Annotated in this window: 23 protein-coding genes; 5 read left to right on the top strand and 18 right to left on the bottom strand. The window is 68.3% G+C overall.

The features are described from left to right. Positions 1 to 369: 369 nt before the first annotated feature. Genes NJF35_RS14680 through NJF35_RS14665 form a run of 4 tightly spaced genes read right to left on the bottom strand, consistent with a single transcriptional unit; the run spans position 370 to position 5,979 of the window. On the bottom strand, positions 370 to 1,668 hold the full coding sequence (locus tag NJF35_RS14680; RefSeq protein WP_225790702.1) for an NAD(P)/FAD-dependent oxidoreductase: 1,299 nt from the start codon (positions 1,666 to 1,668) through the stop codon (positions 370 to 372). Further along, positions 1,661 to 2,338: a S8 family serine peptidase gene (locus tag NJF35_RS14675; RefSeq protein ID WP_225790703.1), complete on the bottom strand. Its 678-nt coding sequence runs from the start codon at positions 2,336 to 2,338 to the stop codon at positions 1,661 to 1,663. The genes NJF35_RS14680 and NJF35_RS14675 overlap by 8 nt, the downstream gene beginning before the upstream one ends. Beyond that, the gene (locus NJF35_RS14670) at positions 2,335 to 4,062 is read right to left on the bottom strand and encodes an ABC transporter ATP-binding protein (RefSeq protein ID WP_225790704.1); all 1,728 of its coding nucleotides are present in this window, start codon (positions 4,060 to 4,062) and stop codon (positions 2,335 to 2,337) included. The genes NJF35_RS14675 and NJF35_RS14670 overlap by 4 nt, the downstream gene beginning before the upstream one ends. Before the next feature lie 3 nt (positions 4,063 to 4,065). Next, the gene (locus NJF35_RS14665; RefSeq protein ID WP_225790705.1) at positions 4,066 to 5,979 is read right to left on the bottom strand and encodes a sigma-54-dependent Fis family transcriptional regulator; all 1,914 of its coding nucleotides are present in this window, start codon (positions 5,977 to 5,979) and stop codon (positions 4,066 to 4,068) included. Between the two features lie 532 nt (positions 5,980 to 6,511). Here NJF35_RS14665 and NJF35_RS14660 point away from each other — a divergent pair. The 5 genes from NJF35_RS14660 (at position 6,512) to alkB (ending at position 12,907) form a co-directional block, all read left to right on the top strand. Further along, complete coding sequence (locus NJF35_RS14660; protein WP_225790129.1) at positions 6,512 to 7,858, top strand: hypothetical protein; 1,347 nt, start codon at positions 6,512 to 6,514, stop codon at positions 7,856 to 7,858. A gap of 32 nt (positions 7,859 to 7,890) precedes the next feature. Beyond that, positions 7,891 to 10,119: an Ig-like domain-containing protein gene (locus tag NJF35_RS14655; protein ID WP_225790128.1), complete on the top strand. Its 2,229-nt coding sequence runs from the start codon at positions 7,891 to 7,893 to the stop codon at positions 10,117 to 10,119. A gap of 21 nt (positions 10,120 to 10,140) precedes the next feature. After that, positions 10,141 to 10,623 carry a curlin gene (locus tag NJF35_RS14650; RefSeq protein ID WP_225790127.1) on the top strand — a complete coding sequence of 161 codons (483 nt, stop codon included), beginning with the start codon at positions 10,141 to 10,143 and terminating at the stop codon, positions 10,621 to 10,623. A gap of 16 nt (positions 10,624 to 10,639) precedes the next feature. Beyond that, positions 10,640 to 12,085: a curlin gene (locus NJF35_RS14645; protein WP_253091201.1), complete on the top strand. Its 1,446-nt coding sequence runs from the start codon at positions 10,640 to 10,642 to the stop codon at positions 12,083 to 12,085. A gap of 177 nt (positions 12,086 to 12,262) precedes the next feature. Further along, positions 12,263 to 12,907, top strand: coding sequence for a DNA oxidative demethylase AlkB (gene alkB, locus NJF35_RS14640; protein WP_253091202.1), 645 nt, complete (start codon positions 12,263 to 12,265; stop codon positions 12,905 to 12,907). A 259-nt stretch (positions 12,908 to 13,166) separates the two neighbouring features. Here alkB and NJF35_RS14635 read toward each other — a convergent pair whose 3' ends face one another. The 14 genes from NJF35_RS14635 to NJF35_RS14570 form a co-directional block, all read right to left on the bottom strand. Then, positions 13,167 to 14,009: a CsgG/HfaB family protein gene (locus tag NJF35_RS14635; protein WP_253091200.1), complete on the bottom strand. Its 843-nt coding sequence runs from the start codon at positions 14,007 to 14,009 to the stop codon at positions 13,167 to 13,169. A 29-nt stretch (positions 14,010 to 14,038) separates the two neighbouring features. Beyond that, the gene (locus NJF35_RS14630) at positions 14,039 to 14,455 is read right to left on the bottom strand and encodes a curli assembly protein CsgF (RefSeq protein ID WP_225790119.1); all 417 of its coding nucleotides are present in this window, start codon (positions 14,453 to 14,455) and stop codon (positions 14,039 to 14,041) included. After that, positions 14,452 to 14,856 carry a curli production assembly/transport protein CsgE gene (gene csgE, locus NJF35_RS14625; RefSeq protein WP_225790118.1) on the bottom strand — a complete coding sequence of 135 codons (405 nt, stop codon included), beginning with the start codon at positions 14,854 to 14,856 and terminating at the stop codon, positions 14,452 to 14,454. Before csgE ends, NJF35_RS14630 begins: the two co-directional genes overlap by 4 nt. Next, positions 14,853 to 15,380: a type II secretion system protein gene (locus NJF35_RS14620; protein ID WP_253080085.1), complete on the bottom strand. Its 528-nt coding sequence runs from the start codon at positions 15,378 to 15,380 to the stop codon at positions 14,853 to 14,855. The genes csgE and NJF35_RS14620 overlap by 4 nt, the downstream gene beginning before the upstream one ends. After that, positions 15,355 to 15,729, bottom strand: coding sequence for a type II secretion system protein (locus NJF35_RS14615; protein ID WP_225790116.1), 375 nt, complete (start codon positions 15,727 to 15,729; stop codon positions 15,355 to 15,357). Before NJF35_RS14615 ends, NJF35_RS14620 begins: the two co-directional genes overlap by 26 nt. 5 nt (positions 15,730 to 15,734) lie before the next feature. Then, positions 15,735 to 16,208, bottom strand: coding sequence for a type II secretion system protein (locus NJF35_RS14610; RefSeq protein ID WP_225790115.1), 474 nt, complete (start codon positions 16,206 to 16,208; stop codon positions 15,735 to 15,737). Next, positions 16,205 to 18,082: a secretin N-terminal domain-containing protein gene (locus NJF35_RS14605; protein ID WP_225790114.1), complete on the bottom strand. Its 1,878-nt coding sequence runs from the start codon at positions 18,080 to 18,082 to the stop codon at positions 16,205 to 16,207. The genes NJF35_RS14610 and NJF35_RS14605 overlap by 4 nt, the downstream gene beginning before the upstream one ends. Further along, positions 18,079 to 18,603: a hypothetical protein gene (locus tag NJF35_RS14600; protein ID WP_225790113.1), complete on the bottom strand. Its 525-nt coding sequence runs from the start codon at positions 18,601 to 18,603 to the stop codon at positions 18,079 to 18,081. Before NJF35_RS14600 ends, NJF35_RS14605 begins: the two co-directional genes overlap by 4 nt. Further along, positions 18,603 to 19,154 carry a type 4a pilus biogenesis protein PilO gene (gene pilO, locus NJF35_RS14595; protein WP_225790112.1) on the bottom strand — a complete coding sequence of 184 codons (552 nt, stop codon included), beginning with the start codon at positions 19,152 to 19,154 and terminating at the stop codon, positions 18,603 to 18,605. The genes NJF35_RS14600 and pilO overlap by 1 nt, the downstream gene beginning before the upstream one ends. Next, positions 19,141 to 19,683 carry a PilN domain-containing protein gene (locus NJF35_RS14590; protein ID WP_225790111.1) on the bottom strand — a complete coding sequence of 181 codons (543 nt, stop codon included), beginning with the start codon at positions 19,681 to 19,683 and terminating at the stop codon, positions 19,141 to 19,143. The genes pilO and NJF35_RS14590 overlap by 14 nt, the downstream gene beginning before the upstream one ends. Position 19,684: 1 nt before the next feature. Beyond that, positions 19,685 to 20,467, bottom strand: coding sequence for a hypothetical protein (locus NJF35_RS14585; protein WP_225790110.1), 783 nt, complete (start codon positions 20,465 to 20,467; stop codon positions 19,685 to 19,687). Beyond that, on the bottom strand, positions 20,448 to 22,184 hold the full coding sequence (locus tag NJF35_RS14580; RefSeq protein WP_253091199.1) for a GspE/PulE family protein: 1,737 nt from the start codon (positions 22,182 to 22,184) through the stop codon (positions 20,448 to 20,450). The genes NJF35_RS14585 and NJF35_RS14580 overlap by 20 nt, the downstream gene beginning before the upstream one ends. 69 nt (positions 22,185 to 22,253) lie before the next feature. After that, on the bottom strand, positions 22,254 to 22,787 hold the full coding sequence (locus tag NJF35_RS14575) for a response regulator (protein WP_225790108.1): 534 nt from the start codon (positions 22,785 to 22,787) through the stop codon (positions 22,254 to 22,256). Between the two features lie 240 nt (positions 22,788 to 23,027). After that, entirely contained in the window at positions 23,028 to 23,669 is a 642-nt protein-coding gene (locus tag NJF35_RS14570) for a SurA N-terminal domain-containing protein (RefSeq protein WP_225790107.1), read from the bottom strand. Between the last annotated feature and the right edge of the window lie 9 nt (positions 23,670 to 23,678).

The raw sequence follows: 23,678 nt of genomic DNA, 5'->3' as shown, positions 1-23,678 counted from the left end.
CCGCTCCCACAGGCCCCTGCAAACCACATTACTTGTGATCGACTCGACCGCCCTGTGGGAGCCGGCTTGCCGGCGATTGGGCCAGCCCTGACACCACCGACATATGGCAAGGGCCACGCCCTTGATCGCGGGCAAGCCCGCTCCCACGGGCCCCTGCAAACCACATTACTTGTGATCGACTCGACCGCCCTGTGGGAGCCGGCTTGCCGGCGATTGGGCCAGCCCTGACACCACCGACATATGGCAAGGGCTACGCCCTTGATCGCGGGCAAGCTGCTCCCACGGGCCCCTGCAAACCACATTACTTGTGATCGACTCGAGCACCCTGTGGGGGGCCGGCGATAGGCTGCAAAGCAGCCCCCGGGTCCCTCACCGATACCCCTGCCCAACCAGCCATCCCTTCACCATCGCCCGCTGCTGCATGGTCAATGGCTTCAGCAGCGCATCCAACGGCCCGCCCGCCTGCACCTGGCGCACCAGCGGCGCCAGCTCGATGCCCTGCAGGTGCCAGATCCCCAGTGGCTGGTCCTGGGTAACCACCACCTCTGCCTCGTCCACCCAGCCATCGCGCAGCACCGGCCGGCGCTCCACCCGCACGGCCTGCCAATCGGCCTCGGCGTGCACCGGCCGATCATCCGGCCAGGCGCGCCGCCGGGCCCAGAACGCATGCTCGCCGCGGGCCTGCTCCTGGGCATAGAAATCCCGCCCGATCCGGGCAAAACGCAGGAACAACTGCTCGATACGCTCCTGGTGAAAACGCCGCGCCAAGGCCTCCCGCCGTGGCTCGCGCAGCAGCGTGTTGATCACCGCCGGAGCCTGCAACGCCGAGGACAGCGACTGGAAAATCCCATTCCCCGACAGGGGGTCCACGGCCATGGCCGCATCCCCCACGCGCAACCAGTCGCCACCACTGCACTCGCCCGCCAGGATCGCCGTGCTGCTGCGCGCATGCACGGCAGCTGGCAACAGCGCGCGCTCGTCGAAGAACCCGGCCACCAGCGCCGAGCGCCGGCGCCGTTCGGCGCAGTACGCGGGCAGTGCCGCCTTGCCCGGCAATTGCGCCGTACCGGCATCCAGGGTGATCTGCCAGTAGCAGCGGCCATCGGCCAGGCGCGCCATCCATGCCCAGCCATCGTCCAGGCTCTCGACCGCCGAGGCCGGCGTGCCCGGCGTGGACTGCCAGAGGTTGAGCAGGCTGACGGTCTCCGGGCCGCGCAGCCGGTCGGCGGCCAGAGGTGCCTGGCGGCCACGGGCCTCGACCAGGAAATCGGCCTGCAGCAGTTGGCCATCATCCAGCCGCACCTGGTGGCCATCCTCGCGCATGACCTCGCGCACCCGGCCCTCGACCAACCTCACCCCGGCCAACTGCAAGTCATCGCGCAGGGCCTGGTCGAAGCGCTGGCGGTCGAGCAGGAACTCCTGGTTCAGTTGCAGGTGCTCGCCGTTCCAGCGTACCTGTCGCGTCGCCGCTATCGCCGCCTCGGCCAGCCCGCCGGCGAGCCCGGCATGGCGCAGCCCTTCGAGCACCCGCTGGGACACGCCCTCCACCGCGGAGAAACGACGCCAGTCGCAGACCACCGTGACCGGGTAACCCAACCGGCGCAAGCCAATGGCGGTGGCCGCACCAGCAGGGCCGGCGCCCAGCACCAGGATCCGCGCTTCAGCCATCGCGGCCACCTCGCCGCTCCGGGCCGATGAAGCAAGCGCCCGCCCGCAGCCGCTCCACGACCTGCTGGCGGTCCAGGCACGGGCACTCGCGCAGCCAGGCAGCGACCTGCCCACTCACTGCCGCGCAAGCCAGGCTCGCCCCGGCCAGCCCTTGGCCGCCGACATAGCCACCGACATCCGCCTGGGCACTGCCCAGCCACGACCATTGCCCTGGCGCGCAACGGGCATCGCCGGTGATGCGCAGCACGCCCGGGTAGCTCGCCGGGTACACCGGCCCGCCACGCGCCGGGCTGGAGGCGCACAACAGCGCACCGGTCGCCAGGGCTTCGTCGCAGGCCTGGCGCAGCACGGGCCGGTCCTGGTGCAAGCCCAGGCTGAGATTGATCACGCTTGCGCCCTGCTCCACCAACCACAGCAACGCCGCGGCCACCTGCAGGGCACTGGTGCTCCACTGCTGACCGAATACCTGGGCCAGCAGCACCGGCATGTCGCCGGCTTGCGTCTGCAAGCAGCCCAGCACGGCACTGCCATGCCCCAGTTGGTCGGGCAGCGCTGGGCCTTCGCGCAGCACGCCGTCGTCGAGCCAAAAGCGCCGCGCCGCACGCAGCGCCAGGGCCTGCCCGGGCGAACAGCCGCTGTCGATCATGCCGATGCAGGCTTGACCGGTCATTTGTCGGCCATCGCCTGGGGCAGCACGCGCAACTGGCCATCGCCCAGGTGCAGGTGCAGGTCGGCGTCGGCCAGGGTCGAGGCGCGGTGGCTGATGAGGATGCGCGTGCGCCCGGCGAACAGCTGGTCGATGGCGGCGATCACCTCGCGCTCGGTGGCTTCGTCCACCGCCGAGGTGGCTTCGTCGAGCACCAGGATCGCCGGATCCTGCAACAGCGCCCGGGCGATGGCGATGCGTTGCTTCTGGCCACCGGAAAGCTGCTGGCCACGTTCGCCCAGCAGGCCATCCAGGCCCAGCGGCAGACTGTCCACCAGGCTGTCCAGGCGGGTCAGGCGCACCACCCGCTCCAGTTCCGCGCGGCTGGCCTGTGGGCTGCTGTAGGCCAAGTTCTGCGCCAGGGTACCGCGAAACAGGACGATGTCCTGGCTGACCACGGCGATACGCCGGCGCAGGGCGGCCAGGTCCAGTTCGCGCAGGTCGGCGCCGTCGAGCAGGATACGCCCGGCGTCCGGGTCGTAGAAGCGTTGCAGCAGGTCGATCAAGGTCGACTTGCCCACCCCCGAGGCGCCGCTGATGGCGACCTTGAGGCCACCGGGGATGCGTACCTGCACGCCGCGCAGTACCGCGCCCTGGCGCCCGGCATGGGCGAAGTCCACGGCCTCCAGGCGCAGTTCGCCCGGCCCCTCCGGCATCGGCCGCGGCGCCTGCGCCTCGCGTACCGCCAGGGGCTCCTGCTTGAGCTCCATCACCCGCCCCAGGCTGACCGCCATGCGCTGCACCGCCACGTACAGCCCCAGCAGGCTCTGCACCGGCCCGACGGCCATGCCCAGGTAAGTGGAAAAGGCGATCAGCGCGCCCAACTGCCAGGTGCCCTGGATCACCCACCAGCCGCCAACCAGGAAAGCGCAGGCACGGCACAGGGAGGTCAGCGTGCCCGGCACGGCCTGGGTGAAGAATTCGGTGACCTGCACCTTGAGCAATTGCCCCATGTAGCCCTGGCCCAGTTGCTCCAGGCGCCCAGCCTCGCGCCGTTGCTGGCCGGCGGCCTGGATGAACTTCATCGCCGGCAGCGTCTCGACCAGGAACGACGACACGTCCGCCGAACGCTCGCGCAGGCTGCGCACCTCGCGCTCGACCTTGCGCCGCATCCAGCGCAGCCACAGCACCTCGATGGGGATCAACAGCGCCAGCAGCAGCGACAACTGCCAGGACAGCATCAGCATCAGGCCCACGGCGCCGAGCAGGCCGATCACGCTGGAGACCGCCGAGAACAGTGAATCCACGGCAAAACGCTGAATCTCGGCGACATCGCCATCGAGCCGTGACAGGATGTCGCCGGTACGCCGCCGGCCATAGAACGACGGCGACAGCTGCTGCAGGTGGCGATAGAGGTCATCACGCAGGGCGAACAGGATGCGCCCGGACAAGCGGGTGTGCAGGTAGCGGTTGACGCCCGCCAGCACGGTGCCGAGCAACCCGGCGCCGATCATCAGCGCCGCCATGTGCCAGAGGGTCTGGTAGTCCCGTGCCAGCAGGCCCTCGTCGATCAGGGTCTTGACCAGCCACGGCTGGGCCAGGGCCAGCAGCGAGGCGGACAGCGACAACCCCAGCAGCACGGCGATGGCCTGCCGCTGCGGGCGTACGAAGCCATACAGCCAGGCCAGGGCCTGGCGCATCAGCACGGGGTCGCTGGACTCCACCAGCCGCGCGAACAGGCCACCCATGGCTCAGCCGCGCAACTGCTTGAGCTTGCGGTACAGCGTCGCCCGGCTGATGCCCAGCGCCTCGGCGGCGGCCGAGACATTCCCCTGGTGGCGCGCCAGGGCGCCGCGGATCAGTTCCAGTTCGTTCTCGCGCAGGCTGCCGGAGGGCGCCGCGCCGCTGACCAACTCGTCCAGCAGGCAGTCAGTAAGATGATCCAGGCCCAGCACCTGCTCACCGTCCTCACGCATGGCCAGGGCGGTGCGCAGCACCATCTCCAGCTGGCGGATGTTGCCCGGCCAGTCGAAGCCATCGAGCAGCTCGGCCAGGGCTGGGTCGAGGGTCACGCCCTTGGCGCCGAACTTGTCCAGCAGGCCCTCGATGATGCCTGCCAGGTCGTCGCGCTCGCGCAGCGCCGGCAAACGCAGGGACACGCCGTTGACCCGGTAGTACAGGTCTTCGCGAAACGCCTGTTCGGCCACCTGGCGCTTGAGGTCGCGGTGGGTCGCGCAGATCAGCGCCACATCGATCGCCTGCTCGTCGGCAGCCCCCAGCGGCGCCACCCGGCGCTCCTGCAGTACCCGCAGCAGGCGGGCCTGCAGGGCCAGGGGCATGTCGCCGATCTCGTCGAGGAACAGGGTGCCGCCATGGGCCTGCATCAGGCGCCCGACCATGCCGCCCCGGCGCGAGCCGGTGAAGGCGCCTTCGCGGTAACCGAACAGCTCCGACTCGATCAGGCCTTCGGGGATGGCCGCGCAGTTGACCGCGACGAAGGCTTTGTCGGCACGCGGGCTGGCCTGGTGCAAGGCACGGGCGACCACCTCCTTGCCGGTCCCGGTCTCGCCCAGCAGCAGCACCGGCAGGCCATTGGCCAGCCCCTGGCGGGCCATACGCAGCCCACGGGCCAGGCGCGCATCGCCGCCGGCCAGGGCCTGCAGTGCCGGCGACTTCGCCGAGGCGGCCGGCTTGCCGACGCCCGCTGCGCCATTGAGGTTGCCATGGCGCGGCAGTTGCAGGACCCGGAAGAAGAACTCGCCCTTGGCGGTCTGCACGCTGCTCACCCCGCCCTGCCACAGGCGGGCGATGAAGGCCGACGAGCGCTCGCCGAGCAGGTCGCTGCTGCGCCGCCCGAGCAGCGCCTGGCGCGGCACCTGCAGCAACTGGCAGGCGTTGTCGTTGGCCGCCAGCACCTCGCCATCCAGGCTCAGGGCCAACAGCCCCTGCCAGGCGCTGGCCAGGTACTGGGGCCGGCTGTGGAAGGCCAGCACCCACTGCTCGGGGTGGCACAGGCCGAACAGCCGGCCTTCGATATTGCCGGCCGCCAGCATGAGGGTGCAGAGGCTGTCCTGGGGCTGGGTCATCATCCCCTCGCGGGTGATGTCCAGCACACCGATCACCTCCCCGCGCGGGTCGCGCAGGGGCACCGAGGTGCAGGAGAACGGGCTGAGCCGGTCGAGGTAGTGCTCGCCACAGTTGATCAGGGTCGGCCGCCCTTCGACCACCGCCGTGCCGATGGCGTTGGTGCCACGCAGCGACTCGCTCCAGCAACTGCCCGGGTGCAGGTCGCGCAGGCCATCGCGGTTGAGCACGTGCTTCTGCCCTTCGATGGCCAGGACGTTGGCCTGGGCGTCGCCGAGGATGACGATGCCGCTCTTGCCCTGGCGCTTGACCAGGTAGTCCAGCTCCGGGGTGACCGCATCGATCAGCAGCCGGTTGTGCTCCAGCAAGGCGCGCAGGTCATGGCCGTGGCGCATGCCCAGGCCCACCTGCTCGCCTTGCAGGCAATCCAGGCCATGGCCGAGGCTACGGCGCCAGGAGGCATCGATCTCGTCGCGCAGCATCCCGGAGGGCAGTTCGCCTTCGTTGGCCAGCTTGAGCCGGGCCTGGCGGGATTCGTGCAAGGGGTTGCGGGCGTTTGTTATGGGTATGTGTCGCGCCATCGTTCACTCCAGCGATGCCTCCGCGAGCGGGGCAACGGGCTTCGGGACTTGTTGCAGTGTGCTTCAGAATCCGCGAGCCGTCATCAGGCTGGGGTGGAGGGTGGCACAAAGCTTACGTTTACGTAAAGGCAGAGGAGATGCTGCCGCTGACAGTGGGGCCGCTTCGCGCCCCATCGCCGGCAAGCCCCCACACAGTCCTCTGCAGGGCACATGCTGGGTGAACACCGCCGACCCTGTGGGAGCCGGCTTGCCGGCGATGGGCTGCGAAGCAGCCCTGAGGTTCGGCGCAGTCCCCTATGGGTGCAAGCTTGCCCGCGAAAGCGCCAGCCCGCCCCACCACAAAAGCAGCCCCAATTCCCCAATGCTGGGGCCCCCAGCCCACCCGCCCAGCGCGCCAACCGACCCGACCAACATCACCGCAGCCCTTGCGCCACAAGGCCTGCAGGGCAAGATCCACAAACTGGCACGGCTGTTGCCGATCCCTCGTCAGACGCCCCAACCCCTTGGGCCCGTTTGCAGGAGGGATTGACTCATGCACCGACCGATACCCCACCCGCTGGCAGTGGCGATCCTTGCCAGCATGCTCCAGCTACCGGCCCAGGCTGCGCTGTATGCGGTCGACCCGGGCCCCTACCTACCCGAGAACGGCAGGTTCGCCGCCTGGTACCAGGACACCCACGGCCGGACCCTCGACCTGTGCCTGTCCAAGGCCGTCAGCTCACGTGTCGGCGGCGCCCCCGGCGCACCGTCCTACATGTGCCCACTGACGCCGGCGCCGGGCGTGTTCGACGATACCCAGCCGATCCAGTTCCCCGGCAACTTCCCCGACGAAGCCTTCTGGTTCACCGCCGATGCCGAGATCGTCGATGCCGCCCGTGGCATCGAGTTGAGCTATGGCACGGCACTCGAGGCGGCGTTCAGCGTCGAGGAACCCATCGATGGCGACCAGATCAGCTTCGCCCGGGTGCGGATCCGCGTGGACGTGCCCGTGGCCGGTACCTACGTGGTCACCCACCCCTATGGCGTCGATGTGTTCGACGTGGAGACTCCCGGCCGCCGGGCGATCAACATGACCCGCGACCTGGGCATCGGCACCCCGCTCACCTACGACGGCGCGCTCACCGGTGACGTCGGGCCGTTCCTGCGCAGCGTCAATGGCCCCTACACCGAGACCAACCCGGTCACCGGCGCCAGCGAACGCTACATCGGCGACCCGAACCTCGAGGAGGCTGTCACCGGCAGCCCGTTCAACACCAACTACGTGCGCATCGAGGGCCCCAACGGCCTGGACCTGCGCACCGAGCTGTTCGCCGTCTCCGGCAAGCTCTCCGAGGTGCACCGGCCGACCCCGTTGCTGCCGCTGCGCAGCACCTACTCGCGGCACAGCGAGAACGGCGACCTGCGCGCCCAGCAAGATGTCTTCGTCATGGCCCCACCCCAGCCGGCCAGCGTCACCCTCACCAGCCAGACACCCAACCTGACCCTGACCGAAGCCAACAGCACCGGTGCCTGGTACGCCCAGTCGGCGCTCAACCCGAGCCTGCCCACCACCCTGGTGGTCAACGCCGACAACAGCGTGGCCATCCCCACCAGCAGCGCCACCAGCGCCAACCTGCCACTGACCGACCTGGTGACCATCAGCCGCGCCGAATACAGCCTGGCCAGCGGCCAGCTGACCCTGGTGGCCAGCAGCAGCGACGAAACCAGCCCGCCCGCCCTCACCGCCCATACCGGCAACGGCGCCCTGATCGGCAGCCTCTCCGGCAACGGCGCGGTGAAGACCCTCACCACCGGGCTCTCGCCGATCCCCCCGGCCAAGGTGCAAGTCACCAGCGCCCACGGCGGCAGCGACAGCGAAGACGTGGTGCTGGTGCCATGAACAGACAAAGGCTCCGCCTTCAAGGAGGCAGCATGAACACTTGGCCACGCCGGGCGCTATGCGCCGCCGGGCTCTCCTTCACCCTCTCCGGCGTGGCCTGGGCCGCGCTCTCCGAGGTCGATCCAGGCCCTTACACCCTGGCCACCGGGCGCTACCCGATGTGGTACAAGGACTCCACCGACCTGTCCCTGGAACTGTGCCAGTCGCGGGCGATCAGCTCGCGGGCGCCCGGCACCCCGGCGGCGCCGAACTACATGTGCATGCTCGCCGCCGAGCCAGGCTACGACGACAGGCTGCCGATGGTGTTCCCGGACAACTGGCCGTCGGAGCTGTTCTGGTTCCTGGCCGAGACCGAGATCCCGCAGGTGGGCAACAGCGGCTACGAGCTGGAGGTCTACGTCGCAGGCCTGGAGGCGGCCTTCGCCTCCGAGGTGCCGGTCGATGGCGACCAGCAGAGCTTCGCCCGCATCCGCATCCGCGCCACGATCCCACGCACCGGCGTCTACACCATCACCCACCCCTACGGGGTCGAGACCATCAACGTCACCTCCACCGGCCGACGCGCGATCAACATGACCCGCGACATCGGCATCGGTGGCCCGGGCAACTTCACCGGCGCGCTCAACGGCAACCTCGGGCCATTCCTGCGCAGCGTCGACGGGCCCTACACCGAGGTCAACCCGGACACCGGCGCCACCGAGACCTTCGTCGGCGACCCGAACATCACCCAAGCCGTCACCGGCAGCCCGTTCAACACCAACTTCGTGCGTATCGAAGGCCCGGCCGGAACCATCCAGACCAACCTCTTCACCGTCTCCGGCAAGGTCCTCGACGCACGTGCCCAGACCCCGGTGGAGCTGCAGCGCGCCACCTACCAGCGCAATGCCGCCGGGACCCGCGTCGAGCTGTTCGCCAAGGCACCGAACAGCGCCAGCCTGTGCATGCGCAACGGCCTGGAGCTGATCGGTACGCCGCCCTCGCCCTGCCAGTTCAACCTGCTGACCGACAACAACGGGCTGTTCTTCAGCCAGCAACTGAGCCAGGCCGCACCGCCTGCGGTGGTGGTGATCACCGCCAGCAGCAGCACCGGCGCCACCCGCCCGACGTCGTTGTCGAGCACCCTCAGCGACGTGGTGAAGATCCGTACCGCGCGCTACGACTGGGCCAACAAGCGCCTGCTCATCGAGGCCAGCTCCAGCGATGAAGTGCAGGTCCCGGACCTGGTCGCCCAGGGCTATGGTCGCCTGTCCAAGGCCGGAACCCTGCAGAGCCTGACGGTCAATGACCTCGCCCAGCCACCTGCCAGCGTCACCGTCAAGTCCGCTGCCGGCGGCAGCGACGTCGAGCCGGTGGTGGTGCTCGGCAGCGCGCCGGTGGAAGCCGAGAACCAGCCGCCGCTGGCCCAGCCCGACAGCGGCAGCACCAGCGTCGGCGTCCCCGTGACGCTCAACCTGCTGGCCAACGACAGCGACCCGGACGGCAACCTGCCACTGAGCATCGCCGACCTGACCCAGCCCGGTACCGGCCTCGGCTCGGTGGTACTCAACGGCAGCACCGCGGTGACCTACACCCCGCCGCCTGGTGCCACCTCGTCGCTGGTGGCCACCTTCAGCTATCGCGCCCAGGACGCCAAGGGCCTGAAGTCGGAGCCGGCCACCGTGACCGTCAATGTCGCGCCCAACCAGCCGCCGACGGCGGTGCCGGACAGCGTCGCGACCCTGGGTGTGCCGCTGACCATCGACGTGCTGGCCAACGACAGCGACCCGGAAGGCAACTTGCCGCTGAGCGTGGCCAGCGTCACCCAGCCGCCGGCCGGCCGAGGCACGGTCAGCACCGATGGCAGCGTGGTCACCTACACACCGCCGGGCACCATCACCACCCCGTTCAGCACCAGCTTCACCTACGTGGCGCGCGATGCCCTGGGGGCGCTCTCCGGCAGTGGCACGGTCACCGTGCAGGTGTCGCCACGCCCGGCCCAGGAGACCTTCACGGTCACCGCGGCCAGCGTCACGGCGCGCTCCAACAACCGCTTCAACTGGGATATCAGCGGCACGTCGTCGGTGACCACCGGCAACACCGTCACAGTGCAGGTGACCACCCCGAACGGCCTGGTGACCCTGGGCAGCGTCGCAGTGCCGATCACCGGCCGCTGGCGCCTGGCGGTGAGCAACAGCACCACGGTGATCCCGACGGCCAACCCGACGGCGATCATCCGCAGCAGCCAGGGCAGCGAACGCACCGTGCCGGTGAACGTGCAGTAGCCAAGGCCAGGGAGAGACGCCATGCAACGCCTGTATCCACTGCTGCTCGGCCTGGCCCTGGTGGGCCAGGCCATCCCGCCCGGCTGGGCCGATGACCTGATGGACAACGCCGACCTTGCCGCCGGCAACGACCTCGGCGAGCCGTCGATCGTCCGCCTGCTGCCGGCCGGCGCCGGCCAGTTGGCGGTGATCGAGCAGCAGGGCACGGGCAACCGCGCCGCCCTCGACCAGAACGGCCAGGCCCTGCTGGGCCGCATCGTCCAGGCCGGGGGCGCGCAGGAGGCGTTCATCCTGCAGGAAGGCAGCGACCTGATGGCGTCGATCACCCAGCAGGGCCAAGGCAACAGCGCGTCGATCCAGCAGCGTGGCAGCCGCAACAGTGCGTCGATCGAACAGATCGGCAACTACAACACAGCCAACATCGAACAGCACGGCAGCGGGCTCACCAGCGCCGTGACCCAGGCCGGCAACGGCCAGCAGATTCACATCACCCAATACCGATAGACCTGGAGGCACCATCATGTTCAAGCTCGCTCCCCTAAGCGCCGCCATCGTGCTGGCCCTGGCCGGCCAGGTCATGGCCGACGACAGCACCTCGACCCAGACCCAGCAGGGCAACGAGAACATCGCCGAGGTCCTGCAGAGCCTCGCGCCCTTCGCCTCGGCCACCCAGCACCAGACCGGCCAGGGCCACAACCACATGGCCGTGCAGGACAACAGCACCAGCGACATCCAGCAGAGCGCCACCGGCTCGTACAACGCCGGCTACGGCGAACAGCTGTACGAGAACGGCAGCCAGATCACCCAGCAGTCCGGCGGCACCCTCAACGACAACTTCGCCAGCCAGTCGATCGGCGAGAACAACCAGTCCCTGCAGGCCCAGCAAGGCACCGGCAACGTCTCGCTGGTGTTCCAGGACACCCAGGTGGGCAGCCAGGCCACCACCCAGCAATGGGGCAGTGGCAACGAGGCGGTCGTCGAACAGTTGTTCGGCGGCACCAACAACCGCAGCCTGATCATGCAAGGCGGCAGCGGCAACTTCGCCGCCGCCGAGCACCTGAGCCACCAGAACGGCGACATCCAGATCTATCAGGACGGCTCGGCCAACTGGGCCTACGGCGACCAGCGCGACGGCCTGGGCGGCACCATCGGCATCCTGCAGTACGGCACCGGCAACTCCATGGAGGTCTGGCAAGACAACCAGAACGCCAGCCAGGCCACCGTGTACCAGCAAGGCCAGCTCAACGAAGGCTACATCGACCAGAGCTTCGGCCAGGCCAACACCGCCAGCCTGACCCAGAACGGCCAGCGTAACGCCAGCTGGTCGGATCAGTACGAGACCACCCAGTCGGTGACCAGCATTTCCCAGAACGGCAGCGACAACCTGCACTTCACCTACCAGACCGGTGACAACCACAGCCTGAGCATCACCACCACCGGCAATGGCAACAAGATCATGGCCAGCAACTGGAAGGGCGAGAAACCCGGCGGCCAGTTCGGCAGCGGCCAGCGTGCCGAGATCAACCAGACCGGCACCGGCAACGGCGTCAACCTGACCCAGGACGGCATGAACCAGCTGGCCCAGCTGAACCAGAAAGGCACCGGCAACCAGATGCAGACCAACCAGGTCGACAGCAACAACGAGCTGTACTTCGAGCAGAACGGCAGCGACAACCTGCTGATCGCCGACCAGCGCGGCAGCGACAACTACGCCACGGGCCTGAGCGCCGGCAGCGGCAACGCCATCACCCTCGAGCAGTCCGGCTATGGCAACCAGAGCTACACCTACCAGCTGTACGGCAGCGGCAACGAAGCCACCATCAAGCAGGCCGATGGTGTCAACGTCGCCTTCGTGACACAGGGAGGCAACGCCAACCTGGCCTTCGTCGACCAGAGCGGCGCCAACCAGACCGCCACCATCACCCAGTACGGCAACGCCAACCTGGCGACCGTGACCCAGCAATAACCCCCTCCCCCTTGGACCGCGGTGTGCTTCTCCCTGGCGCCGCGGTTCCTTTTTGTCCCTCTCCCCCCGTCGGCAAGCCCACCCAAGTCAGCACCGCAGTGAACCTTTGTGAGAAGGCTTATCCACGAAAAGCCCCACAACGCTACAATGGCCAGACCTCCGACCCGTGCCAGCACCATGATCCAGTCCGACCTCGACCTGTTCGGCCCCCAGCCGCAACGCCTGGCCAGCCAGACCGTGCTGCTGCCCGGCTTCGCCGTGCCCGAGGTCGAGGCGCTGCTCGACGCCTTGCGCCCGGTCCTGCGCGCCGCGCCCTTCCGGCACATGCGCACCCCGGGCGGCCTGCACATGGCAGTGGCCTTGACCAACTGCGGGTCGCTGGGCTGGGTGAGTGACGAAAAGGGCTATCGCTACAGCCCGACCGACCCGGTCAGCGGCCAACCCTGGCCCGCCCTGCCGCCGATACTGCTCGACCTGGCCGGCCGCGCTGCGACCACTGCCGGCTTCGACGGTTTCGTCCCGGACGCCTGCCTGGTCAACCACTACCTGCCCGGCACCCGCCTGAGCCTGCACCAGGACCGTGACGAAGCGGACTTCGGCCAACCGATAGTGTCGATCTCGCTAGGCTTGCCGGCGGTGTTCCTGTTCGGTGGGCTGCAACGGTCGGACCGGCCCCGGCACATACCGTTGGGCCACGGCGACGTGCTGGTCTGGGGCGGCGAAGATCGCCTGCGCTTTCACGGTGTGCTGCCAATCAAGCCCGGCGTGCATCCACGCCTGGGCGAGCGGCGGATCAACCTGACGTTGCGCAAGGCGGGTTGATCCCCTATCGACTCAGTCTCGTTGGCCACCAGGCTCGGAAACGCGCATGCCTCCCCGTGTTTTGCAGCACCGCTCGATTTTTGGCAGGAAGAACTTTGAAACTGAGCCTCCAGACCAAAAAAGTAAAAAAACCGGGTCGGACTTCTCCGACCCGGCGAGGTTACTCAGCTTGCCACGGCGCAGGTTTGCGCCTGTCCTACCGAGACGCTGATTTTCTGTCCATTCACATTCACTGGACTGGCTTACAGCCAGAAGCCACTTACTCCTGCTGATTCTGACTCAGGTACTTCTCCAACACCGCCTTGTCGCCCCCGCCGTCCCCCGCCACCTGCCACAGCCGCCGCTCGATACCTTGCGCCAAAAGGTGCCCCACCGCCGCCTCGATCGCCGAGAGCACGCACAGTTGGGCCGGTTCGTTGGTGGTGTAGCCCACCTCGGCCTCGAGCAGTTCCTTGAACTCGATGAACTTGAACACCCCGGCGCTGCGGCCGACCGAGTAGATGGTCTTGCTGGTCATGACGTTGGCCAGCACCTGCCCGGTGCGCACGTCGACCGCGCGCAGGTTGACGGTGACCTGGTCGACCCGGTACTCGCGGGAAGCGCCGATGCCCAGGTAGCGGGCGCCCTCCCCGCCGCTGCGCACATTGGTGTCGTAGGCGATGATGCCGCCCTCGAGCATCAGGTTGGCGGCCTGCAGCGGTGGCAGCTCGCTCTGGATGTTGGGCGCGACGTCGGGTTTTTTCTGCGAGGCACGGATGATCTTGCGCTCGGTCAGCAGGTTCTGCAGGCCTTCGCGTTCGAGCACCACGAACCAGCCGCTGGCATTGAGGGCATCCATCAGCATGCTCGCCGCGCCCTGGGTGACGCTGGTGGAGAACGAACTGGCCGGGGTCGGCTTGTACTGCCCGGTCTGGTCGCGAAAGCCATACACCACCGCCATCAGCCGTCCCTTGGGCCGTGGCATGTTCAACAGGTCGTAGTAGGTGGAAGCCCGAGGCGTCAGGGTCGGCGTCTCGGTGTCCTGTTCGGCGGGCATCGGCTCGCGCAGGCCGCAGCCTTGCAAGGTGGCGAGGATCAGCAGTGCGCTCAGCAGGCGTTTCATGGTCGTTCTCCCCTATTGACCCGTCCCTCTCAGGGGTTCAGGCCGCTGACCTCGATGATCGAGACTTCGCCTGTGGCACGGTCGGTGACCTTGATGCTCAAGGCGCCGGAATCGTCGATGACGTCGATCAGGAATGAGTCGGTGGACATGCTGCCGGTGGTGCCGTTGCTGATGTTGTCCAGCAACTGCGACAGCAGCCGCGACTCGAGCTGGTTGCTGAAGCGCTCCAGGGCCGAGGTGCCGCTGAACGAGGTACGCTTCTTCAGGTCTGGGTCGTCGTAGTCGTTCTGCGCCTGGGCGTTGTTCAACAGCCAGGTGCCGTTGAGCGGGTTGCCGCCGAACGCCGGGTTGACCGGCGTGTACACCAGCTCCGTGGCCTGGGCCAGGCCCGCGGCGGCGCCGGCCAGCAGGCAGGCGGCGATACAACGGGGAATGCGGTTGTTCATAGCTCGTCCCTCTCCAGATCGGTGGTGTCCTGTAGCAGGCGCTGCAGCTTGCGCTGGATGATCTGCTGCTTGACCAGGTCGGCGGCCGCGACGGCCTCGTCTTTGAGTTGCGTGGTGTTGGGCGGCAGGAAGCGCCGGTACAGCACCTCGCGTTCGTATTCCACCGTCACCAGGCTGCCCCAGCGGGCATCGGGGCGCTCGCGCACCACCAGGTTGAAATCCAGGCGGCTGGTGGCGCGCAGGCGGTCGGTGAAGGCGTTGTAGAAGTCGTGGCCGATGTGCGAGATGGTGTGGTCGACGATGAAACCCATCATCTCGTCCTCGGCACTGGCGCGGGCCGCACCGTTGGGCAAGGCGCCCAGCAACAGGCACAGCCAGCCGATCATGACCAGGCGTTTCATGGCGTATCTCCCGGGCCGGCATGACGGAACGTGGCGTTGCCACCCTCGGCGAAGGCCTGCTCGGCGACGAACTGCCAGTCGCTGTAGTGCTCCAGCCCTTCGAACGCGGACCACTGGGCGTCGAAGCCGGCGCGCTTGTGCGGCGTGGCATCCGAGCGGCTGTGCACGCCGGTGATGCGGCCATCGATCGAGCGCAGCAGGCCCCAGTCGTCGCTGCCCTCGATCGGGTCCGGGTAGAGCCTGCGGATGTGCCGTTTCGGCGAGGGAAAACGGTTGTCCTCCAGCAACTCGCGCAGTTCCTGGGGGTACTGGGCCAGGCCCGGTGAGGCCCGGTAGTAACTGCGCAGGGCCTGGGCGTACTGGCCGCCGACCCACAGCAACTGGCGCTCACGCTCGCGCTGGGCGGTCGCCGACCAGAGGCTGCCGCTGGCGGCCAGGGCCAGGCTGCCGACCGCGATCAGCAAGAGCACGCCCAGGTAGGTGAAGCCCGCGCAGGCCTTACCATTGGGTATAGAGGCTGCCATCACGCGCCCTCCCGGTTGCTCCGCTCTTGATATCGGCCACGCCGCCAGCCACGCCCTCGGGCGGCGGCACCAGTTGCCAGGCATCGCTGCGCTCGGTGATCGGGTCGACCGGCGTATTGCGCAGGTAGCGCGCCTCCACCAGTTGCTCCAACGACTCGGGGTAGCTGCCGGTGTCGCCGTAGTAGTGGTCCAGGGCCTCGCGCAGCACCGCCAGGCTCTGGCGCAGGGTCGCCTCGCGGGAGGCCTCCAGGCTGTCGAAGTAGCGCGGCATGGCGATGGTCATCAGGGTGGCGATGATCGCCATCACCACTAGCAGTTCGATCAAGGTGAAACCCAGGCTACGTTTCATCGCCGTCACCATTGCCCGTAGGGGATGCCGTTGAGGCCCTTGCCGCGGGCCCGGGAATACACGTCGAACACGTCCTCGCCCTGGCGCGGGTCGTCGGCGCTGCTGTCGTAGGCGCGCAGGCCCCAGCCGCCCTGGTCGTCGTCCTTGGCCGCGAGCAATGGGTCGCGGGGGATACGGCGCAGGAAGTAGAACTTGGCACCCTTGGCGCTGCGCACGTCACGCACGCCGTCCACCAGCACCTGCAGGTTCGGGGGGTAGCCGCTGGCATTGAGGCGCTTCTCGATGTAGCCGGCGTCGAAGGCGCGCTTGTAGGCATCGATGGCGTCGCGGATCTGGTACAGCGCCTCGCGCAGTTGCTGTTCCTTGTTGCGGCGCACCACGGTCTCGGTCAAGGGCGCGGCCATGCTGGCGAGCAGCCCGAGCAGCGCCAGGGTCAGCACCACCTCGATCAGGCTGAAACCACGCTGCGGGCGTTTCATGGCCGTGGGCTCCGGGTGGGCGGCACGACGGCCATCTGGCCTTCGGCCAACGGCGCGTCGGCGGGCGCATCGAGCGGAGCCTCGGCCGGCAGCCCGCCCGAGGGCAGCGGCTGGGCCAACTGGCGTACCTGCAGGCTGGACTCGGTACCGGTGGCGAACTCCATGTCCGACGGGCTCTGGTACGGCAGGTTGCGCACGATGCGCGGGGTGATCGCCAGCACCAGTTCGGACTTGCTCATGTCGTCGCGATGACTACCGAACAGCCGGCCCAACCCAGGGATGTCGCCCAGGCCTGGGATCTTGTTGCCGTTGGAGCTGTGATCGTTGCGTACCAGGCCGGCCAGCACCTGAGTCTCGCCATCGTGCAGGCGCAGGCTGGTCTGGGCATTGCGGGTGTCGACCTGGACCGGGATGGTGCCCTGGCGGGTCGGCTCCAGGGGCGTGGCATTGCTCACCTCCAGGGCCACCTTGATCGCCACCTCGTTGTTCAGGTGCACGGTGGGCTGCACTTCGAGCTTGAGGCCCACATCCAGGTAGGTGATGCTCTCGGTGATCACCGGGCCCTGGGTCGAAGGCACCGAGGTGGCGCTGACGATCGGCACCCGCTGGCCGATGTGGATGCGCGCCTGCTCGCGGTTGCTGACACGGATCACGGGGCTGGCCAGGGTGTTGATGCCCTTGTCCGCGGCATTGATCTTGGCCTGGGGTGCCGGGCCGATGCTGATGCGGCTGGAGTTGATGCCGCGCAACTGGTCGAGCACGCTGACCGGGTTGCCCTGGTCGTTGAGCACGCCGAAGGTGTTGGGCCATTGCAGGCCGAGGTCGAGGATGCGCGAGCGGGCCACCTCCATCACCTCGACTTCCAGTACCACCTCGGGGTTGGACTGGTCCTGCGACTGCAGCAGCTTCTCGGCCATGCGCACGGCGTCGGGGGTGTCGCGCATGGTCAGGGTGTTGAGGCGCTCGTCGACGAACACGTCGCGGGTCTTGAGCATGGTCTTGAGCATGTTCAGCGCGGTGTTGGCGTCGATGCTGGTCAGGTAGAAGGTGCGCATGACCAGTTCCTGGTAGTCCTTGGTCTTCTGCGGCGACGCGGGGTAGATCAGCAGGGTGTTGTCGTTGACGATCTTCTGGTGCAACTGGTTCTGCTCCAGCAGCAGGGCCACGGCGTCCTCGATGCGCACCTCGCGCACGAAAATGGTGGCCTTCATGTCGGGGCGCAGGTCCTTGTCGAAGATGAAGTTGATGCCGGCCACCTGGGCCAGCACCTCGAAGATGGTCTTGAGGTTGGCGTCGCGGAACTCCAGGGTCACCGGCCGCTCCAGCTTGCTGCGCAGTTGCGGGAACGGCTGGGCGGTACGCGCCTGGACGTTCTCGATGTCGCTGCGCAGGATGATGCCCTTCTGGTTCTGCGGGTCCAGGCGCAGCACTTCGCGCATGTGGCGCTCGGCACCGAACAGGTCGCCCTGACGCAGCGCCGCCTGGCCCAGGGCGACGCGCTCATCGAGGGTACGCATCAACTCCAGCTGGCGGATACCTTCCTGGGCGCGGCGGTTGTTCGGCTCGATGGTCAGCACTCGGCCATAGCCCATGCGCGCACCGCTGAAGTCATGGCGGCTACGGTCGCTGTCGGCCTGCGCCAGCAGGGCCTCGACCGCGCGCTGGCGGCCATGGGCCAGGGCGATGTTCAGCTCGGTGTCGCGCGGCTTGTCGCGCAGTGCCTCTTCCAGGCGGGCGATGCCGGCCTCGTACTGGCCTTCCTTGAACAGCGCGTCGCTGTCCTTGCGCACGGCGCTCGAGCCACAACCGGCCAGGGCCACGCACAGGGCCAGGAGCATGAACGGAGCAGGCTTGCACGACTTCGATGGCTTCATGGTGCGCTCCCGACAGACAGCGTCTGTGGCTGGTGCAGTGGCAGGTAGACCAGGCTCAGCTCGGTGGCCGAGACGTGGTCGAGGCGGTAGGTGTCGTCGATGACGTCGCCCTGGCGCACGACGTAGAGCTTCTCGCCGTTCTGCAGGAACACCTGCAGGTCATCGCGATCGCCCAGGCGGCCGACGAACTGGAACGGCAGCGTCGGCGCGGTGGGCGCGACGGCGGCCACCGGGGCGGCGATCACAGGGCGTTCGGTCACGCTGGCCAGGACCTTGGGCTGGCTCCATTGCTGCACCGGGAACAGGTTTCGTGGGGCCTGGGCCGGCCCTGTCACGGCGCCTCGACGCCCCGACGAGCGCTCGCCCACGGGTTCGGCGGTGCCCACGGCGCCTGTGGGAGCGGGCTTGCCCGCGAAGGGAACGACGCTGTCCGCCTGGCCGAACCAGTGCCCCGGCGCCCAGGCCAAGGCGGCGCTCAGGCCCAGAAAGCCCACCCACATCGTCACGCGCTGAGTGTTCATCACGACCTCGACAGGTAGAGGGTCATGCGCAGGCGGCCATTGAGCTCGCCGTCGCCGATGCGCTTGCGTTGCAGCTCCAGGTCCTCCAGCACCAGGGTCGGCAGCGCGCCGGGCAATGCCTGGAGAAAGCCACGGATCTGTGGGTAGCTGCCGCGCACCGGCAGGACGATCTGGTAGCGCGCCAGCCGGGTCTTGGGATCGATGCCCAGGGCGTATTCACCACGGGCCAGGCTGATGCGCTCGGCACTGGCCAGGCGGTACAAGCGCTCGATCAGTTCGCTGGCCTGGGGCTGGCCGGGCAGTTGCCGGCGCAAGCCATCCAGCACCTGTTGCTCGGGCTTGGCCGCCACCTTCAGTTCGCCACGCTGCAGGCGCTGGACCTGCACACGGGCATCCGCCTCGCTGGCGCGCAGCTCGCGCACGGCCTGCCACTGGGGCAGTACCCAGGCACAGGCGACGAACAGCGCCAGCAGCGCCACCAGCACCGCGCCGAGGCCGGCCCGGCCCAGGCGAGCCAGGTGTTCATGGACGATCAGGCTAGGGACGTGCATGGCCGGTCTCCCAGGTGGCGGTGAGGTTGAAGCGCACCGGACGCTCGGGCTGGCCAGACACCACCTCGTGGTTGAGCAGCGAGACATCGTGCAACTCGGCGCTGCGCTCCAGGCGCTGGTGGTACTGCAGCATGGCCTCCAGGTTGCGCGCCTCGGCGGCGATGCGGACCTGGCCCTTGCGTGCATCGGGGGTGAGGCTGAGCAAGGCGACGTCTTCCTGGGGCTGGGCTTCGAGCATGGCGAACAGTTGCTCCCAGGGCCGTTGCAACTGCTGCGAGACGTGGCGCATCTGCGCCAGTTGCTCGGCCTGCTCGCGGCTGGCGGCGCTGCTCTGCGACGCGGCGGTGGCCGGGCGGCGGCCGAGCTGCTGCTCAAGCTGGTGCACCCGGGCCTCCAGGTCCAGTTGCTCGCCTTGCAGCCGTTGCTGCACCAGCACCAGCAGTGCCAGGGCGCAGCAGCCCAGGGCCAGCAACGCCCAGGCCAGCGGGCTGCTGCGCCGGGGCTGGAATTCCAGGTCCAGGCGGCGCATGTCAGGCCACCGCCCGCCACATGGCGCACAGCGGGTCGCTGTCACCCGCCGGCGGGCACAGCTGCACCGCCGCCAGTTGTGGCACCTGCTCACGCCCCGGGGCGTGCAGGTAGATGCGCGGCAGGCGCTCGCCATACAGCTCGCAGGTGCGCTCGATCAAGGCCTGCAAGGCCTGGTCGTTGTCGGCGCAGCCCTGGGCCAACACTTGCTGCCAGGCGCCCCCGGCCGCCAGCAACAGCACGCTGCGGCGCGGCTCGGCGAGGACGAACAGGAAGTCGCCCTGCTCCAGCTGGGCCAGGCTGCGGTTGTAGGCGGCCATCAGGTACGGCTGCACCGAACGCAGGCGCAGCCGGCTCTCCTGGCCTAGCGCCTGCAGCCCCTGCAGCAGGCCCTCGGGCAACGCCGTGGCGATGCGCGCAACCCCCGCCGGCTCCGCCGACAACACGATGCGCCAGTCGTCCAGGGGCTGGCCGTAGAGGTGCTCGAAGCAGGCCCGGGCATAGGCATCCCGCTCCCGTGGATGGCCAATGGCGTCGCTCCAGGGGACCAGGCAAAAACGGCTGTAGCGGGCCGACAGCAAGACCCGCAACTGGGCACCGCGTACGCCCTGCTCGGCCAGCAGCGCGGCCAGCGCCTCCAAGGGCGCGACCCAAGCCGGCTGGCCGGCTGCGCAGGCGAAGCTGCGGCTGCCCAGCCACTGGTGTTGACGTGCGTGCCAGCGACCCAGGCCGACACCCTCGGCGCCGAGCACGGCGCAATAGCGATCAGGCGATAAAGGTGACACGGTTGATCTCCTCGAGTGTGGTGCGGCCTTCGCGGACCAGGTCCAGGGCCGAGGCGCGCAGCAGGCGCAGGCCGCGCTGGCAGGCCAGCGCCTTGATCTGCGACAGGGGGCGACGTTCGACGATCATCTGCCGCAGGTCGTCGTCCAGGTGCAGCAGCTCGGCGATGGCGCTGCGTCCGCGATAACCACTGCCACGGCACTGGCCGCAGCCCTGGGCACGGACGAAGATCCAGCCGCCGACGGCCGCCCGGGTGAGGCCCGAGGCGGCCAGGGTTTCGTCGCTCGGCGCACAGGCCTGCGCACAGTGCGGGCAGGCCAGCCGGATCAGGCGCTGGGCCAGCACGGCGTTGAGCGCGGAAACGAAGCTGTAGGGGTCGACCTGCATCTGGCTGAAGCGGCCGATCACGTCGAAGACGTTGTTGGCATGGATGGTGGTGAACACCAGGTGCCCGGTGAGCGCCGACTGCACGGCGATCTGCGCGGTGTCGGGGTCGCGGATCTCGCCGACCAGGATCTTGTCCGGGTCGTGGCGCAGGATCGAGCGCAGGCCACGGGCGAAGGTCAGGCCCTTCTTCTCGTTGACCGGGATCTGCAGCACCCCCGGCAGTTGGTATTCGACCGGGTCCTCGATGGTGATGATCTTGTCCACGCCGTGGTTGATCTCGCTGATCATGGCGTAGAGGGTGGTGGTCTTGCCGCTGCCGGTGGGGCCGGTGACCAGGATCATGCCGTAGGGTTCGGCGGCCAGGCGGCGCAAGGCGCACAGGGTCTCGTCGGCGAACCCCAGGGCCTGCAGCTGTACGCCGCTGACCTGATCGGACAGGTCCTGCTTGTCGAGCACCCGCAGCACCGCGTCTTCGCCGAAGATGCTCGGCATGATCGACACGCGAAAGTCGATCTGCCGCTCGCCCACGGCGACCTTGAAGCGGCCGTCCTGGGGCACGCGCTTCTCGCCGATGTCCAGCTCAGCCATGACTTTGATGCGCGAGATGACCTGTTCGGCGAAGGCGCTGCCGCTGGCCTTGCCAGCCCCATTGAGCACGCCGTCGATGCGGTACTTGATGGTCAGGCCCTGGCCAGTCATGCCCAGGTGGATATCGCTGGCGTGCTGCTTGAGGGCATCGTAGAGGGTCGAGTTGACCAGCTTGACCACCCGGCTCTGGTCTTCGCTGATGCTGGCCAGGGACAGGCGCTGCAGCGGGTCGGCCTCGGCGCCGGGCTCGGCGTCCTGGCCGAGGGCGTCGATGGCGTGGAAGCTCTCTTCCTGGCGCGCCAGGAAGGCGGCCAGGTCCGCGGCATGGGCCAGGTACAGCGGCGCGCCCTGCAGGCAATCGTCGATCCAGGCCAGGCGGGCGTTGTCGAACGGGTCGGCGAATACGCCGATGACCTCGCCGCCACGCAGCACCTGGGCGAACTCACGTTTCAGGCACTGGGCCAGGCTGACCTGTTCGAAGACCGGCGTGCTGGCCAGCAGCCCCTGGCTGTCGAGCACCGGGAAATGCAAGGTGGCGCCCAGGCGCTGGGTGAAGGTGGCAGGGGTGTCGCCGGCAAGGCGTTCGAGGCAACTCAGCAGGCGCTCGTCACCGGCCTCGAGACGGGCCTGGGCGAGCAGTTCGCGGGGGTAGGCGCAAGGTTGAGACGTCGGCAGCGGCCCTTGCACGGGCGAGCCTGCTTCTACAGGGTATGCGTCGACGGCTGGATCGGTGGCTTCGGGCATGACCTGCGACTCCGCTCAGGGGGCGCGTCGCAGGCTGGTTCGGGAGTTCCAAAGTGGCCGCGGGCGCCGCTATTCCCCGGTGAGCAGTTGGTCGTCGTCAGGTTCGGGGGGCTTGGCGCCGTTGCGGCGGCGATCGGCCAGGACCCAGCTGCCATCGTACAACTGCAGGGGGAACGTCTCGTTCCTGTTCTGGCGTCGTTCGACGAAACCCTCGGCCTGTGTGTCCGCTGCCGCGCGCTGGCGCTCCATGCCCATCAGGTCGAACACCGCGCGGGCCAGTTCCGCCAACGGGAACGGCTTGAACAGGACATGGGTGACGCCAAGCTCGGCGGCCCGCTCACGGACCTCGGCGGTCGGGTGGGCGGTGATCAGCACGAAATGGCACTGCCTGTTCCTGCGCACGGTCTCCAGGACCTCGAACCCCTCCATATCGGGCAAGCGGTAATCCAGCACGATCACATCCGGCGCCAGGGCTGTGGCCTGGCCGATACCCGTGGCACCGTCATGGGCGACATGGACTTCCAGGCCTTGCGCCTGCAGGTAGGCCTGCAGGTTCTGTGCAAGGGTCTGCTCGTCATCGACTACCAATACTCTGTTCACCAAGGTCGACTCCCAAGAACTGCCCGGTTTCCCGGTCTGCGAAGTGCGGCCTCATACAGGCTTGAGCAGGCTTCGTGCCAGGCGTGAATAGTCATGTCGCACCGTTGTAAGTCATTGATCTGCTGGGTTGCCTCCACACTGTCCGGCGCATGCCAGGCAGGCTCCCCCCAGATGCGGGGAAACCTGATGGCCTTTTGCCCTGCGTTATTCCCCAGAAGTGGGGAAAGCCAGCTCGGCGGTGGGTCAGCGCGCCCGCTCCACCTGCGCCCCTTCACGCAGGCGTTGGCGCACCGACTGCCACGCCTGGGCCTGCAACTGCCCGACCAGCGCGGCCCTGGCCATGGCCAGGCCCTGTTCCCCTTCGACCGAAGCGTTATCACTTTGGTTCTGCGTCCCCTGCAGTCTTTGCCGATTCGCCTGATAGAAGGCCTCGACCTCGGCCTCGCTGGGCGCATCGATGGCGGTCAGCTGGGCGAACACCTGCTGGGCGGCCATCTCGTGACGAGTGTAGTCGGCGAACCCTGCCCTATCGAAGCCGGCCTCGGCCAGGCGGCGCTCGAACGCCGCGGCGCTGCCGAAGGCCCGTTCCAGCTGGTCGAGCCGCGCGGCCACCTGTGCCTCATCGACGACGATACCCCGCCGACCGGCCTCCTGCCATAGCAGCTCCTTGTCGATCAGCTGGTCCAGGGCCTGGTCGCGCAGGCGCTTGTACAGGCTCGGGCTGCGAATGCTGGCGAGCGCCCGCCCCTGTTCCTGGAGGTATTCGCTGAAGTAGCGCTCCAGGCGCATGACGCTGATCTCCACGCCATTGACCCGCGCCGCCACCAAGTCGGCCCAGGCATTCGGCAGGCTACCGAGCAACAGGCACAGCAACAGGATTCGCATGGCGACCTC

Origin of the sequence: Pseudomonas guariconensis (assembly GCF_024127895.1) — a bacterium.
Taxonomy (GTDB): Bacteria; Pseudomonadota; Gammaproteobacteria; order Pseudomonadales; family Pseudomonadaceae; genus Aquipseudomonas; species Aquipseudomonas guariconensis_B.
The sequence above is the reverse complement of the archived record's forward strand: the minus strand, read 5'-3'. Positions and strand labels throughout refer to the sequence as shown.

Bases quoted from the DNA above. Each gene is read 5' to 3' on its own strand.
- NJF35_RS14680 (WP_225790702.1), bottom strand. From the start codon at position 1,668: ATGGCTGAAGCGCGGATCCTGGTGCTGGGCGCCGGCCCTGCTGGTGCG.
- NJF35_RS14675 (WP_225790703.1), bottom strand. From the start codon at position 2,338: ATGACCGGTCAAGCCTGCATCGGCATGATCGACAGCGGCTGTTCGCCC.
- NJF35_RS14670 (WP_225790704.1), bottom strand. From the start codon at position 4,062: ATGGGTGGCCTGTTCGCGCGGCTGGTGGAGTCCAGCGACCCCGTGCTG.
- NJF35_RS14665 (WP_225790705.1), bottom strand. From the start codon at position 5,979: ATGGCGCGACACATACCCATAACAAACGCCCGCAACCCCTTGCACGAA.
- NJF35_RS14660 (WP_225790129.1), top strand. From the start codon at position 6,512: ATGCACCGACCGATACCCCACCCGCTGGCAGTGGCGATCCTTGCCAGC.
- NJF35_RS14655 (WP_225790128.1), top strand. From the start codon at position 7,891: ATGAACACTTGGCCACGCCGGGCGCTATGCGCCGCCGGGCTCTCCTTC.
- NJF35_RS14650 (WP_225790127.1), top strand. From the start codon at position 10,141: ATGCAACGCCTGTATCCACTGCTGCTCGGCCTGGCCCTGGTGGGCCAG.
- NJF35_RS14645 (WP_253091201.1), top strand. From the start codon at position 10,640: ATGTTCAAGCTCGCTCCCCTAAGCGCCGCCATCGTGCTGGCCCTGGCC.
- alkB (WP_253091202.1), top strand. From the start codon at position 12,263: ATGATCCAGTCCGACCTCGACCTGTTCGGCCCCCAGCCGCAACGCCTG.
- NJF35_RS14635 (WP_253091200.1), bottom strand. From the start codon at position 14,009: ATGAAACGCCTGCTGAGCGCACTGCTGATCCTCGCCACCTTGCAAGGC.
- NJF35_RS14630 (WP_225790119.1), bottom strand. From the start codon at position 14,455: ATGAACAACCGCATTCCCCGTTGTATCGCCGCCTGCCTGCTGGCCGGC.
- csgE (WP_225790118.1), bottom strand. From the start codon at position 14,856: ATGAAACGCCTGGTCATGATCGGCTGGCTGTGCCTGTTGCTGGGCGCC.
- NJF35_RS14620 (WP_253080085.1), bottom strand. From the start codon at position 15,380: ATGGCAGCCTCTATACCCAATGGTAAGGCCTGCGCGGGCTTCACCTAC.
- NJF35_RS14615 (WP_225790116.1), bottom strand. From the start codon at position 15,729: ATGAAACGTAGCCTGGGTTTCACCTTGATCGAACTGCTAGTGGTGATG.
- NJF35_RS14610 (WP_225790115.1), bottom strand. From the start codon at position 16,208: ATGAAACGCCCGCAGCGTGGTTTCAGCCTGATCGAGGTGGTGCTGACC.
- NJF35_RS14605 (WP_225790114.1), bottom strand. From the start codon at position 18,082: ATGAAGCCATCGAAGTCGTGCAAGCCTGCTCCGTTCATGCTCCTGGCC.
- NJF35_RS14600 (WP_225790113.1), bottom strand. From the start codon at position 18,603: ATGAACACTCAGCGCGTGACGATGTGGGTGGGCTTTCTGGGCCTGAGC.
- pilO (WP_225790112.1), bottom strand. From the start codon at position 19,154: ATGCACGTCCCTAGCCTGATCGTCCATGAACACCTGGCTCGCCTGGGC.
- NJF35_RS14590 (WP_225790111.1), bottom strand. From the start codon at position 19,683: ATGCGCCGCCTGGACCTGGAATTCCAGCCCCGGCGCAGCAGCCCGCTG.
- NJF35_RS14580 (WP_253091199.1), bottom strand. From the start codon at position 22,184: ATGCCCGAAGCCACCGATCCAGCCGTCGACGCATACCCTGTAGAAGCA.
- NJF35_RS14570 (WP_225790107.1), bottom strand. From the start codon at position 23,669: ATGCGAATCCTGTTGCTGTGCCTGTTGCTCGGTAGCCTGCCGAATGCC.